Origin of the sequence: Metabacillus sp. B2-18 (assembly GCF_021117275.1) — a bacterium.
Taxonomy (GTDB): domain Bacteria; phylum Bacillota; class Bacilli; order Bacillales; family Bacillaceae; genus Metabacillus.
The window spans coordinates 445021-458829 of sequence record NZ_CP088245.1 but is presented as its reverse complement, the minus strand read 5'-3'; the positions used below and the strand labels follow the sequence as shown (position 1 = coordinate 458829).

Annotated in this window: 11 protein-coding genes, 1 pseudogene and 1 riboswitch; of the genes and pseudogenes, 2 read left to right on the top strand and 10 right to left on the bottom strand. The window is 35.3% G+C overall.

The annotated features are described in order from the left end of the window. The first annotated feature begins 24 nt into the window (after positions 1-24). Complete coding sequence (locus LPC09_RS02315; protein WP_231308899.1) at positions 25-1044, top strand: DUF3231 family protein; 1020 nt, start codon at positions 25-27, stop codon at positions 1042-1044. Positions 1045-1089: 45 nt separating this feature from the next. On the opposite strand, the gene LPC09_RS02310 is transcribed toward LPC09_RS02315, so the two are convergent. The 9 genes and pseudogenes from LPC09_RS02310 to LPC09_RS27265 form a co-directional block, all read right to left on the bottom strand. Then, positions 1090-2451 (bottom strand): aspartate kinase, encoded by a 1362-nt coding sequence (locus LPC09_RS02310; protein ID WP_231308898.1) that lies wholly within the window; start codon positions 2449-2451, stop codon positions 1090-1092. Positions 2452-2687: 236 nt separating this feature from the next. Further along, positions 2688-3410 (bottom strand): amino acid ABC transporter ATP-binding protein, encoded by a 723-nt coding sequence (locus LPC09_RS02305; RefSeq protein ID WP_231308897.1) that lies wholly within the window; start codon positions 3408-3410, stop codon positions 2688-2690. Then, on the bottom strand, positions 3407-4063 hold the full coding sequence (locus tag LPC09_RS02300) for an amino acid ABC transporter permease (RefSeq protein ID WP_212138083.1): 657 nt from the start codon (positions 4061-4063) through the stop codon (positions 3407-3409). Before LPC09_RS02300 ends, LPC09_RS02305 begins: the two co-directional genes overlap by 4 nt. A 75-nt stretch (positions 4064-4138) precedes the next feature. After that, a pseudogene (locus tag LPC09_RS02295) lies at positions 4139-4965 on the bottom strand (basic amino acid ABC transporter substrate-binding protein). 418 nt (positions 4966-5383) lie between these two features. After that, entirely contained in the window at positions 5384-6382 is a 999-nt protein-coding gene (locus LPC09_RS02290) for an ABC transporter permease (RefSeq protein WP_231308896.1), read from the bottom strand. A gap of 1 nt (position 6383) precedes the next feature. After that, positions 6384-7889, bottom strand: a complete 1506-nt coding sequence (locus tag LPC09_RS02285; RefSeq protein ID WP_231308895.1) for a sugar ABC transporter ATP-binding protein — start codon at positions 7887-7889, stop codon at positions 6384-6386. Between the two features lie 114 nt (positions 7890-8003). Beyond that, positions 8004-9131 (bottom strand): sugar ABC transporter substrate-binding protein, encoded by a 1128-nt coding sequence (locus tag LPC09_RS02280; RefSeq protein WP_231308894.1) that lies wholly within the window; start codon positions 9129-9131, stop codon positions 8004-8006. A gap of 115 nt (positions 9132-9246) precedes the next feature. Beyond that, a riboswitch (SAM riboswitch) is annotated at positions 9247-9352 on the bottom strand. A 104-nt stretch (positions 9353-9456) separates the two neighbouring features. Beyond that, complete coding sequence (locus tag LPC09_RS02275) at positions 9457-9771, bottom strand: hypothetical protein (RefSeq protein WP_231308893.1); 315 nt, start codon at positions 9769-9771, stop codon at positions 9457-9459. Between the two features lie 172 nt (positions 9772-9943). Further along, positions 9944-10069 carry a hypothetical protein gene (locus LPC09_RS27265; RefSeq protein ID WP_255301632.1) on the bottom strand — a complete coding sequence of 42 codons (126 nt, stop codon included), beginning with the start codon at positions 10067-10069 and terminating at the stop codon, positions 9944-9946. A gap of 221 nt (positions 10070-10290) precedes the next feature. Here LPC09_RS27265 and LPC09_RS02270 point away from each other — a divergent pair, with 221 nt between their 5' ends. Next, positions 10291-11967 carry a glutamine--tRNA ligase/YqeY domain fusion protein gene (locus LPC09_RS02270; RefSeq protein WP_098797798.1) on the top strand — a complete coding sequence of 559 codons (1677 nt, stop codon included), beginning with the start codon at positions 10291-10293 and terminating at the stop codon, positions 11965-11967. A 32-nt stretch (positions 11968-11999) separates the two neighbouring features. Here the strand turns inward: LPC09_RS02270 and LPC09_RS02265 are convergent, their stop codons facing one another. Then, complete coding sequence (locus tag LPC09_RS02265; RefSeq protein ID WP_231308892.1) at positions 12000-13802, bottom strand: sensor histidine kinase; 1803 nt, start codon at positions 13800-13802, stop codon at positions 12000-12002. Positions 13803-13809 lie beyond the last annotated feature (7 nt).

The following is a 13809-nucleotide window of genomic DNA, read 5'->3' as shown; positions in this document are numbered from 1 at the left end:
TAATAAAAAAAGGAGTTTCACACCATGAATCAAAATAATGTTTCTTTAACAGCAGCGGAAATCGGTATCCTTTGGACATCTTACATATATGATACCATGACACTTCCATTTCTTAAATTCATGAAACATAAAGTGCTAGACACAGATATAGCCCCTGTCGCTGAGGAAGCTTATCGTATATCTTCTCTCCATGTAGAAGAACTTGAACAAATTCATCAGAAGGAAAACCTGCCTATTCCATATGGATTTACAGATAAAGATGTATCCATGGAAGCACCTGATTTATTTACAGATACATTTAAATTAACATATATCTTACACATTGGAAGAGTAGGGATGCTTACCCATTCGGCAAGTTTATCATTAGCTGCAAGAGCTGATATTCGCGCTTATTTTGGTGATTGCTTATCGCGTGTACAGTCCTTATACCAACTAGCATCTGATGTAGCATTAAAAAAAGGTCTTTATTTAAGAAGACCTTACATTCCTTATCCAAAAGAAATTGATTTCATTCATGATAAAAGCTACTTAAGTGGATTAAACCCTTTAACTAAATTTAAACAAAGAATACTAAATGCCATCGAAATTTCTCACCTTAGCTTGAATATCGAAACAAATCAAATCGGGGTTATGCTTTCATCTGCCTTCATGCAGACTGCTAAGTCCAAAGAAGTAAAAGATTATATGAAAAAAGGAAAAGAAATTTCTAAAAAACAGATAAAGGTTCTGTCAGATACACTCATGAATGACGATATACAAGCACCGATATCCGCTGATCATGCCGTAACTGATGCAACAACAAACGTTTTTTCTGAAAAGTTAATGATGAACACAATGTCTCTTCTATCATCAGCTGGACTCGGTAACTATGCTACTGCTGCATCGGCCAGTCAACGGAGTGATCTCATTCTAAATTACGAGCGCTTATCAGTCGAGATCGCCCAATTTGCTAAGGATGGGGTTGATATTATGATTAAAAATAAATGGTTGGAAAAACCACCAGGAGCACCTGATCGAACACAGCTAGGTGATAATATTCATTAACATCCTTATATAGAAAAAGGCGTTGGAATAACCCAACGCCTTTTTTTATACCGGTACAGCAATAAAAAACTCATTATACAATGCTTGCACAGCACGCTTTTCTTGTGGTTGTTTCACACCAAACATCATACTTACCTCAGAAGATCCTTGGTTAATCATTTCAATATTTACCCCTGCATCTGCAAGAGCTTTTGACGCTCGGGCAGTTGTACCAACATTGTGGCGCATACCTTCACCTACGACCATAATCAATACAAGATCATGTTCAATAATAACCTCATCCGCATGCAATTCAGTCATAATTCGTTCAGTGATCTTTTCTTCAAGCACTTCATCCATTTGACCTTGCCTTAAAATAACTGTTACATCATCAATACCAGAAGGTACATGCTCATAAGTTAAACCATAGTCCTCAAGAATTTGTAGAAGTTTGCGGCCAAACCCGATTTCACGATTCATTAAGTATTTACTAACATAAATACTGCAAAAGCCTTTATCACTTGCGATACCAATAACAGGTCCGTTAGTGTTAGATCTTTCATTCACAATCTTAGTACCAGGAGCAGAAGGGTTATTAGTATTTTTAACGTTTACTGGAATACCAGCTCTAAATGCCGGAATTAGTGCCTCATCATGGAAAACAGAAAAACCAGCATATGATAGCTCACGCATTTCTCGGTAAGTAAGTTCACTTATTTCCTTTGGATTTTGGACAATGTTCGGATTAACAGAATACACGGCATCAACATCTGTAAAGTTTTCATATAAATCTGCTTTAATTCCATTAGCAAGAATCGAGCCTGTAATATCTGAGCCACTTCTTGAGAATGTTAGCACCTCTCCAGTTTTGCTGTATCCGAAAAAGCCTGGGAATACGATAATTCCTTCTCTTTCACGAAGCTTATATAAATTCTCATATGATTCAGGTAATACTTGCGCATTACCTGGTTCATCCGATACAAGCAATCCTGCATCTTTCGGATTTACGTATTGTGCATTTAAACCAGTATGTTGGAAATAGGCAGCAATTAGCTTTGCGTTGTTATCCTCACCACTTGCCTTTACTGCATCTAGATAGCTATCCGGCTTACTTTTATCTCCATCAAGTAAATTCTTCAAGTCACCTGAAATCGTATTGATAATGTCAGAAGAAATCGATAATTCTTTTACGATGCTTTCATATCTTTCAATAATTGTTTGAAAGACGGAGTCTGCATTTTCATTTGCTAAATGCTTTTCTGCGCATTCAATAAGTAAATCTGTTACTTTAATGTCATCTGAATAACGTTTTCCAGGTGCAGATACAACAACCACCTTACGCTCAGGATCTGATACGACAATATCTAATACTTTTTTTAGCTGTTCACCTGATGCTAAGGAAGAACCACCAAACTTAACAACCTTCATTTCCACAACTCCTACTACTTAAAATTTTCAGTCAAATTTTATTTTCCTATTATCTCTTTTTTTATCTAAATAATCAAGAGTTTTCTTCCTTATAAGGACAATTGTCTTTCCAACAAACACACAATTACCTCTCTCTCACACTAAATTACTTGGGGGCTCAACACAAAAAGGAGACCAAACACGTCTCCCTTTACTCTATTTTCTAGAGTATACATTTATACTATTATCATGCAAGATTACAATACCTTACTTAAGAAAGCTTTCGTTCTGTCATGCTGTGGATCATTAAATAATGACTCTGGCATATTTTCTTCTATAATATAACCACCGTCCATGAAAATCACACGATCACCAACCTCTTTTGCAAACCCCATTTCATGAGTAACAACAACCATTGTCATTCCTTCTCGAGCTAATTGTTTCATAACCTCAAGAACCTCTCCAACCATTTCTGGATCTAGGGCAGAAGTTGGCTCATCAAACAACATAATTTTCGGCTCCATCGCCAATGCCCTAGCAATCGCTACACGTTGTTTTTGACCACCTGACAAAGAATTTGGATAAGCATTTGCTTTTTCAGCTAACCCTACCTTTTGAAGGAGCTGTAATGCCTTTTCTTTTGCTAACTCCTCCTTCATTTTTTTCACTCTTATTGGTGCCATTGTAATATTTTCCATAACTGTTTTGTGGGGAAAAAGATTGAATTGTTGAAAAACCATTCCTACATCTTCACGAACCTTATTTATATCTGTCTTTTTATCCGTTAAATCAATACCATCTATCATAACTTGTCCGCCTGAAACCGATTCGAGCAAGTTAAGGCATCGTAAGAAGGTAGATTTTCCTGAACCAGAAGGACCTATTACAACAACCACTTCTTGAGGCTTAATTGTGACATTAATATCTTTCAGTACATGGTTTGCGCCAAATGATTTCTTTAATTTTTTTACAGTAATCATTCTGTCGTCAACCTTCTTTCAAGTATATTTAATAAGAAGCTAAGAGTTAAAGTTAAAATTAAATAAATAACAGCCACTGTTAAGTATGGTTCCCATACACGATAATATTGAGATGACATTGCCCGACCCCAATACATAATCTCAGGGGCAGCAACAACTGCTGCAAGAGATGATTCTTTGATTAACACAATAAATTCATTTCCAAACGGAGGAATCATTCGCTTAAAAGCCTGCGGCAGAATAACGTGTCTCATGGCTTGAACATGATTCATTCCTAATGAACGTGCTGCCTCCATCTGTCCTCGATCAATGGATTGAATTCCACCTCTAAAAATTTCAGCAATATATGCAGCAGCATTTAATGATAGTGCAATAATTGCAGCAGCAATTCCATTTGTTTCACCCGTAAAAAATGGTACTACCCCAAAATGAACTAATAGTATTTGAACAAAAAGTGGCGTTCCACGGAAAAAGGTAATGTACCATTTAAAAGGAAGCGCTAGCAATTTGTTATTCAGCATTTTACCTAAGCCAATCGCAAGTCCAAGAACAGTTCCCAGGAGAATACCAGCTAAAGACAAGCCAATAGTTAACAATGTTCCCTTTAATAAAAATGGACCATATTCAGCGATTATATCAAAACGAAAATCCATATTTTTCTTCCTCCCCTATAAAGGCAAAAATTGCGTATCACCTTTTATAAGGTGGTACGCAACAATTTTTGACCTTTATTGCTGTGCCTTTAAGTTTTCAATATCAGGATCTGAACCGAACCATTCGTTATAGATTTCAGCATATTTCCCACTGTCTAACACTTTGTTAATGGCTTCATCAAATTCAGCTTTAAGTTCACTACCTTTTGGGAACATTAACCCATAGTATTCAGAAGCAAAGCTATCTGTATCTTCAACAACTGTTAGTTTTTGGTCTGGGTTATTTTTAACATACTCCTCAACAACTGTGTTATCTGCAACTACTGCGTCAGCACCACCGCTAGTAAGCTCCATAATCGCTAAGTTATTATTTTCAAATTGTTTCATATTTTTATTGTTTTTCCCCATAATTCCTTCAACTGCTTCTTGACCAGTTGTTCCTGCTTGAACAGCAACCACTTTACCTTCTAAGTCTGCACAGATGCAATGTCACTACCTTCAGGAACTAAGATTTTATTTGTTGATAAAAAGTACGGTACAGAGAAGTCATATGTTTGTTTACGATCATCGTTTATTGTAATAGCAGAAATACCTAAATCTGCAATTTCATCTTTAATCTCAACGAATAAAGGATCCCAGCCAACATGTTCAATTTCTATTTGATAACCTGCTTCTTCAGCTACTGCTTCAATAAAATCAACATCAAATCCAACAATTTCACCTTTATCTTGATACTCAAATGGTGCATATGCAGCATCAGTAACAACTCTTAACGTTTTCTTTTCTTCCGTTTCACCAGCTTCGCTTCCTTCACCACTAGTTGTTTCCTGACTAGTCCCACAAGCTGCTAACAAAAACATAAATGAAAGCATAAGGACAGATACAAATAACCCTTTTTTCATTTTAGCTCCCCCTTATTTCTCTTAATCTCTTAACTATTTAAATGGCTATGTAAGATACATAGTTTTGTAGCATTTATAATATATATGCATGTATGAAGTATATCAGTATATGTATTTAAATACAATACTTCGTATAAAAATCTTTTATTAGAATAGGTTCTATTTTCAAAATTCTTATAACAAACTACTATTTCTCCCTTTAATTTTAAGATCAAATAAAATAATGTCAATTCCTTTGTGAGATAGTATGACAAAAAAAGATATCAGGTTTACGAAAAACTATTTATAAATTCACTTATAATTATACAGTTAAAAGGGTGCCTGTCACCACCCGATATTTGTAGAAGGATGTCGATTGAAGAAGTTCAGTGCCAATAACAAAAAGGTTACTGAAAGCTCCAGTAACCTTTTTACATTCTTATTTTAGTTTATAGTAAGTTAGTCCAAGGGCAAATGCAAGAACGGTTCCCTTTACAATATCCATCGCAAAATAAGGAACTGACATCATCACTAGACCATTTTGGAGGATTCCAATTAAAACAGCTCCGACAAATGTCCCAAATGCATTTGGCTTTCCTGCTCCTAAAACGGAGAACCCGATAAATGCTGCCGCAACAGAGTCCATTAAGTAGGGAGCACCCGCATTTATTTCAGCAGTCATGACTCTTGAAGCCAAAACAATACCACCAATTGCTGCAAAAAGAGCTGAAAGAAGATAGGCTACAACTTTATATTTGTTAACAGGTATTCCTGACAATCTCGCAGCTTCAATATTTCCGCCAATCACATACATATAGCGGCCATGTTTTGTATAGGTAAGAAATACATGTACCACAACAACTACAATGACCATAATGATAATAATCCATGGTACTTGTCCAATCTTTTCAAAAACAGGACTGATCATACCTGTAGCAAAGGTCCCATCAGGCATAACCATGTTTTGCGACACAGTCGCACCCTTTGTATACGTTAGTGCAATACCTTGAATAATAAACATAGTGGCCAGCGTAAGTAGCATATCTGGTACCTTTATTTTTACGATAATAAATGAGTTTAAAATACCAACTAATAATGATGCAATAATAGCAGAAAGTATGGCAATAACTGTGTTCTGTGAAAACCAAACAAACATTGAAATGACTATTGCATTTGATAAAGAAGCAACAGATCCCACAGATAAATCAAACCCATTTACAGAAAGAGAAATCGTGATACCAATAGCAATGATTGTCACAATGGATATGGACCTTAAGATATTAATTATGTTATTTCCTTGAATAAATGCTGGATTGGATGCAGCAAAAACAGCTATTAAGATAAATATTGTTAAAATGGTTCCATACTTATATAAAATTTGAAAAAGATCAAATGATTTCTTTGAATTGGTTGATTGTACAGGATTTACATCTGCCATCCTAGTTGCCTCCTGTTGAATAATATAATAGTTCTTCTTCATTCGTTGCATCTGTTTCTAATTCCTTAGCGATTTGACCATCATATAGGACATATAATCTGTTTGTAATACCTATAATCTCAGCCAATTCAGAAGATGCATAAATAATTGCTTTTCCTCTACTCGCAAGCTCACTGATCAGGTCAAAGATATCTTTTTTAGCACCAACATCAACACCCTTAGTTGGTTCATCAAAAATATAGACATCCGCATCGGTTATCAGCCATTTACCTATTGCGATTTTTTGTTGATTACCTCCAGATAAATTTTGTACTTTCGTTTCCTCAGAAGGTGTTTTTATCCCTAAACTTTTTATTAACTCAACCGCCTTTTGCTTTTCTGCTTTTCGATTCAAAAAGCTAAAAGGCTTGGTAAATGCTCCTAGATTTGCTGCAGTTAAATTGGTCACAACAGACTCTTGAACAAGAATGCCTTCTTTTCGCCTTTCCTCTGGCACCAAGGCAATCCCAGATTTTACAGCCTGGTATGGGTTGGAAATTGACAATTTTTTACCATTAAGTTTTAACTCACCAGATTTTACCTTTGTCTCTCCAAACAATGCCTTGCATAATTCTGTCTTCCCTGCACCTACAAGACCTGCGATCCCTACAATCTCACCTTGACGAATCTGTAATGAAACAGAACTCAACTTTTCAGAATCACTTAAATTATTTACTTCAAAGAGCAATTCTCCTGGATGAATTGCTTTTAGAGGAAATTGCTCCTCTAACTCTTTTCCTAGCATGCTTTCCACTACTCGGTTAGGTGTTGTTTCACTTATCTTTTCGTGAGTTACAAGTTTTCCATTTCTCATAATTGTAATGTCATCACATATTTCAAAGATTTCAGGAAGACGATGTGATATAAAGATAATCCCAACATTCTTTTCTTTCAGTTCACGAACAATACGGAACAATTCCACTGTTTCAGAGTGACTTAATGGTGCAGTTGGTTCATCTAAAATTAAAAATTTGCAATCCGAAGAAACTGTTCTTGCAATTAGAACCATTTGCTTCTCAGCCAAAGTTAATTCACTAACAAGTTTTGTGGAAGATACTTTTATATTCAAGCTGTTTAATATTGTTGTTGCATGCTCATGCAGCTTTTTCCATTGAATAAATTGTCTCTTTCCCATTTCATTCACAGTCTTTGTAAGCATAATATTTTCTCCAACTGTTAAATAAGGGATAAGGGCAGTGTCGACTTCTTGATGAACAATTTGTATACCATTTTTTTGTGCATCTTTAGGTGACTTGATGATCGTTTTGGTCTGGTCAATTAAGATTTCCCCGGTATAGTGAGTATAAGCACCTGATAGCACCTTCATTAATGTTGATTTTCCAGCACCGTTCGCACCAATTAAAGCATGTGTTGTTCCACTTGTCATAATAAAGTCAACCTCATCTAATGCTTTTACACCAGGAAATTCAATTGAAATTTTTTTCATTTCTAATACTGAGTGATTCATCAATTTGCCTCCTTTCTACTAATTTACACTTCTATGGGATTTAATGTATGTGAGGTAATCAGAGGAAAACGAACACTCTCTTAACCTTAGAGAGTGTTCGTAAAGTCTAAAGCATTATTTCTTATAATATTCTTTTAACGTTTTCATCCACTCTTCTTCAAATTCAGTAGATTGGCCCCAGCCTTCCACAGTATCTGCTAAATTCACCATATTAATTGGCTCACTTGACTGTAACAATGCTTCCTGTGAAATAAGAGAAGCTTCAAGATTATACGCTTCTGGTGTTTCTTCACCTGCAAGCTTTTTCGCTAACAATCTCATATCAATTGCACCAATTAACTTCGGATCAACAGCTGCTGTGTACTTCCAAGAACTTTTTTCATTTTGCATTTCTTGAAGATCTGCATTTGAAACATCAATTCCATAAATCTTAATTTCATCTCTTCCAGCTTCTTTAATCGCACGCGCTGCACCTATTGCAAAAGCATCCCATGTTGCAAAAATAGCATCAATTTCACCTTTTGGATGTTTGTTCAACATTGCCGCCACAGCATTTTGTGTTTGAACAGATGTATCTGCTGCTGCAACTCCAAAGCGTTCTACTTCTTTAATACCTGAATTGTTAGCAAGAATATCTTGGTACACTGCGTTTCTTCTCACCATTGGTGGGAACCCGTCAACCCATAGATAAACAATGTTTGCTTCCCCGTTTGTATCTTGAACTAATTGATCTAACGCGAGCTTTGCTAACGCCTCATCATCTTGTGAAGTTAATGTTACCCCACCAATTTCAGCTAACCCTTCATTTGAATCAAATGTAACAACACTTTTTCCTGCATCAACAAGCTTTTGAACAGCATCAACAGTTGCTTCATCATCCCCATGTGAAATGATAAAACCGTCATAGTCTTCCTCTAAGCCCTGGGCAATTGCATCATGGAATTTAGCTGTGTCACCGTTTGCGGTAAATACATCAACTGTAAATCCTAACGCTTCTCCTTCTTCTTTAGCTCCTGCTAAAAATTGAGCTGTATGATCATCTCCACCGATTTTACGGATAACTTTGATTTTAGCACCTTCACCATTTGCAAAACGTTCAGGTACATTATCTAATGATACTTCTGGATCTCCTTTAGCTTGAGTTGATTCAGCTGTTTCTCCACTATTTGAAGAACAACCTGTCACAATTAACGTCAGCACAATAGTCAAAAGAAATGCTGCATTAAAAAATCTGTTTTTCATCGTTGCATTGCCCCCTTATTTTCTTTAAAACTTTTTAACTATGTCTAGTAATACTAGGCAACAAAAAAACCTCTCTAAAGATAGAGAGGTTTCACCACAATTTTAGGAGTCTCCTCTCTTATCTTTCAAAGCTTTAAAAGCTTTGCAGGATTTAGCACCAATTCTAATTGAACGGTTGCCGGGCGTCATCGGGCCAGTCCCTCTGCCACTCTTGATAAGAGATCTTTTTATGCGATTAAGTAAAATAAACAATAAATATACTTTAATACTCTACAGGATAGATGTCAATCATTAATTGAATATTTCTAATAGTTATTATAAAAAATCAATTATATACATTTGATACTTGCAAGTGTCTTAAGCGTTTATTAATTTCTGATTCAAATGTTACTTTTGTTGCTAAATAGTCAAAAATGCCACTATCAATAAGCAGTTTCGTATTTTCAGAGCTTCTAATTCCATCTGAGGTTTTTTGTATATACTCTCCGATTCCCTTAATTAATTCAACAAGATATTTTGTATCTAATTCTTCTAATTTATAATCTTCTCTCCTAGAAATTGTTCTGGCTGTATAATCAATTAAAACTCTTTCATATGTAAAAAAATTAATGACTTTCCAATCCTCTTTAGATAATGCCATTCTACTATTCTCCTTATTTTTATACCTGTTATCATTATAAAAACAAGAGGATTCTAAAATAAACATTTTTCCTTCGTAAAATTCAGACATAGTCTACACTTTATCGACAAAACTATTATTTTGGATCAAATTTAGAAAAAGGTAAGCATCTGCTAAGCTTACCTCAAAAAAACTATTTTCTTTTCTGTGCCTTCATTTTGTTGTTTTCCAATTCTGCCGCATATTCCTCTTGTGACTTTCCTTGTTTTTGGCTTTCTGATTGAATCTTTCTAAATTTATTATCATTTAAATTTGGCATATTCCTTTCACCTCCTGCAGACTTCGTTATTTTATACAAAAAAGGGCGATCTATTCGCTTGAACATTGTTTCATCATGAAGTTTGTATACAGACTGAGAAAATTTGTCATGATATATACTATTACCGGAAAAATGACCAAGTAAATTAACCTTTTTCAATTCTATTGGTATAATGACAAATAGGACTTATTTATACATATAAAAGAAAGGTTTGATCTGATTTGGAACAAAACTCCTCAAACTTTATTAAGAGCATTATTAAAGAGGATCTTGAAACGGGAAAACGCGACTATGTATACACTCGCTTCCCACCAGAACCGAATGGATATCTACATATTGGTCACGCGAAGTCAATTGTCATAAATTTTGGATTGGCAGATGAATTTAACGGGAAAACAAATTTGCGTTTTGACGATACGAACCCTTTAAAAGAAGATACAGAATTCGTTGAATCCATAAAAGAAGATGTTGCATGGCTTGGCTATGAATGGGACGGCATGTTTTTTGCTTCAGATTATTTTGAGGAAATGTACAATCGTGCTGTTCTTCTTATTAACAAAGGTAAAGCATACGTTGATGACTTAACTGCAGATGAAATAAGAGAATATCGTGGAACATTAACGGCACCTGGTAAGGAAAGTCCTTACCGCAATCGCTCGATTGAAGAAAATTTAGATTTATTTGACCGCATGCGCAAGGGTGAGTTTGGCAACGGTGAAAAAGTACTTCGCGCCAAGATTGATATGTCTTCACCAAATATTAATTTGCGTGATCCTGTTATTTATCGTGTGTCACATGCTACACATCATAATACTGGTGATGCTTGGTGTATCTATCCGATGTATGCTTTTGCTCATCCATTAGAAGATGCTATCGAAGGAATTACACACTCACTTTGTACAACTGAATTTGAAGATCAACGCCCTCTTTATAACTGGGTTATTGAAGAGTGTGAAATGGAGCATAAGCCACAGCAGATCGAATTTGGCCGCCTTGGCATTACAAATACTGTGATGAGTAAGCGTAAATTAAAGCAGCTAGTTGACGAAAAATTTGTTGATGGTTGGGATGATCCTCGTATGCCAACGATTTCTGGCCTACGTAGAAAAGGCTACACTCCTAAAGCAATCCGTGAATTTGTAAAAGAAACGGGTGTTTCAAAAGGTGTTGCAACGGTTGATGAGGCGATGCTTGAACATTTTGTTCGAGAAGATTTAAAACTACAGTCACCACGTACAATGGGTGTTTTAAAGCCACTAAAGGTGGTCATTACTAACTACCCTGAAGATCAAGTAGAAATGCTTGATGCAGAAATTAATCCTGAGGTCCCTGAAATGGGAACAAGACAAATCCCATTTTCTCGTGAAATTTATATTGAACAAGAAGATTTTATGGAGGATCCTCCAAAAAAATATTTCCGCTTGTTCCCAGGCAATGAAGTTCGCCTTAAGCATGCCTACTTTATTAAATGTGAAGATGTTATCAAAGATGAGGATGGTAACATTGTAGAAATCCATTGTACCTACGATCCTGAAACAAAGAGTGGAACTGGGTTTACAGGTCGTAAAGTAAAAGGAACTCTTCACTGGGTGGATGCAAAGCATTCATTACCGGCCGAGTTTCGCTTATACGAACCACTTATCCTTGATAAGGATAAAGAAGAAACTGAGGTTCAAGAAGATCCGTCAGAGGAAAAAACATTCCTCGATTATGTGAATCAACAATCTCTTGAGGTGCTACAAGGGTTCATAGAGCCCAATATGAAAGATGTTCAACCACATGATAAGTTTCAGTTCTTCCGTCACGGCTATTTTAATGTGGATCCGAAACATACTTCCGAAGAAAAAGCTGTGTTTAACCGAATTGTTTCTTTAAAGAGTTCATTTAAGTTAAAGTAAAATAAAAAGGCTGACCCCTAAAGTCAGCCTTTTTATTTATTTAAAGGAAGATCTAATACAAAGATCGTTCCATCCGCAGAACTCTCCTGAATAAAGATCATACCCTGATGATTTTCCACAATTCTCTTAACAATCATCAATCCTAGACCTGTTCCATTATCTTTTGAGCTTACAAACGGCTCAAATATTGTTTTTTGCATATCCAATGGAATTCCAGATCCACTATCCTTTAGATATATTCGATATGAACTTTCTGTTAGCTCCGAGTATATATGAATAACACCTTTACCACACATTGCTTCAATACTGTTCCGAATAAGATTATGAAAAACCTGCTTAATCTGTTTTGGATCAACGGATAATTGAATTGGATGTAAATCAATGATAAATTCAATATCTTCAGAAGATTGGATGATAAGAGGTAAAAATTCTTCCATAATATGTTGAAGATAAATGTTTTTTCTTATTGGTGCACCTGGCTTAGAAAGAAGAAGCATTTCCTCAATAATACTGTTTATTCGTTCTATTTCTTTCATAATTAGCGACATATGATACTGATCTTTCACCTTTTCCGAAAACGACTGGTTCATTAATGATAAAAATCCATGTACAACCGTTAAAGGATTTCGAATTTCATGTGCAGCACCAGCAGCAATTTCTCCTACTGCAGCTAATTTTTCAGATTGATTCATTCTTTTTTCCAACTCTTCAGTTTCAGTAATATCAACGAAATTTTTAACTCTGCCTATAACTTTTTGTTGTTGGTTCAGCACTTCTGCTTGTGAAACAAGAAGCAGCTTAGTTCCTTCACTCGTAATAAAAGGAACCTTCGTATGTTTATAAACCGTTTTTGAAGATAGTATCTCCCAAAAAAATTCATTTTTCCTATCACCTTGTGTGATAAAAAGCTGTTTAAGCTGTTGCTCATCCATACCTAATATTTTCGTTGCAGTCTTATTGACTGATATTTCAGTAGAAGTATCATTTATTGTAATAATTCCAACAGGTAATGAATTTAGTATTTGCTCCCTGTACAATTTGTCATTAAGAATTGTGTTAAAGGAATCCTTCAACTTTATAGACATTTGATTAATCGAATTTGTAAGCTGTTCAAATTCAGCTTGTTCTGAAGAGTTCAAAGTTAGCCCATATTGACCATTGGCAATCCGATCTACTTTGTTTATCATTGATTCTACAGGCTTTGTCAGGTTTGCACTTATTCGATAAGCAGCAAAAATAGATAAGCCAATAGCTATTATCGTAACAAAGATTAGTAACCATAGTGAGTTTTTTATAATGGCTGAAAACTCATTTGAATGGCCATCTAACTTAGAATAAGTGTTTTCCTTAGCTTTCTTAATCTCTTCTTTTAATAAATTGTATTGTGGTAAATAGTTAGATTCAATAAATTCCTTTGCTCCATTTTGATCATGATAATCTAACAAACCTTGTACATTATTAACAATCATAAAATCCAGTAATTCCATTCTCTTATTTATATTATTAAGAGAACTCGGGATTTTTGGAGAGCTATAACCAGATTCACTTTCTTGTGTATCTTCAACAGATTGATACTTAGCAGAAAGCTCACAACACTTGCTTTCTTCCAGGAAATCGTTGACCACTATTCCTTTAACACTTAACTCTTCATCCCACTTTGAAAGCCAATACAGCTCAGGGATATTCTTCTGTTTTATTTTGTTGCTAACTTGATTTACCTTATCTATAGATTGAACAAGAATTAGTGAAAAGCCACTTAACACAAAGGTTAAGATGAGAAGGGTTGAGAGAATTTTTGTGCGAAAAGACATATTTTTTAAAAGTTTCTTCAACACAACCCCT

Coding starts and splice junctions, on each gene's coding strand:
- LPC09_RS02280 (WP_231308894.1), bottom strand. CDS start 9,131: ATGAAAAACAGATTTTTTAATGCAGCATTTCTTTTGACTATTGTGCTG.
- LPC09_RS02300 (WP_212138083.1), bottom strand. CDS start 4,063: ATGGATTTTCGTTTTGATATAATCGCTGAATATGGTCCATTTTTATTA.
- LPC09_RS02310 (WP_231308898.1), bottom strand. CDS start 2,451: ATGAAGGTTGTTAAGTTTGGTGGTTCTTCCTTAGCATCAGGTGAACAG.
- LPC09_RS02285 (WP_231308895.1), bottom strand. CDS start 7,889: ATGAATCACTCAGTATTAGAAATGAAAAAAATTTCAATTGAATTTCCT.
- LPC09_RS27265 (WP_255301632.1), bottom strand. CDS start 10,069: ATGCCAAATTTAAATGATAATAAATTTAGAAAGATTCAATCAGAAAGC.
- LPC09_RS02315 (WP_231308899.1), top strand. CDS start 25: ATGAATCAAAATAATGTTTCTTTAACAGCAGCGGAAATCGGTATCCTT.
- LPC09_RS02305 (WP_231308897.1), bottom strand. CDS start 3,410: ATGATTACTGTAAAAAAATTAAAGAAATCATTTGGCGCAAACCATGTA.
- LPC09_RS02290 (WP_231308896.1), bottom strand. CDS start 6,382: ATGGCAGATGTAAATCCTGTACAATCAACCAATTCAAAGAAATCATTT.
- LPC09_RS02275 (WP_231308893.1), bottom strand. CDS start 9,771: ATGGCATTATCTAAAGAGGATTGGAAAGTCATTAATTTTTTTACATAT.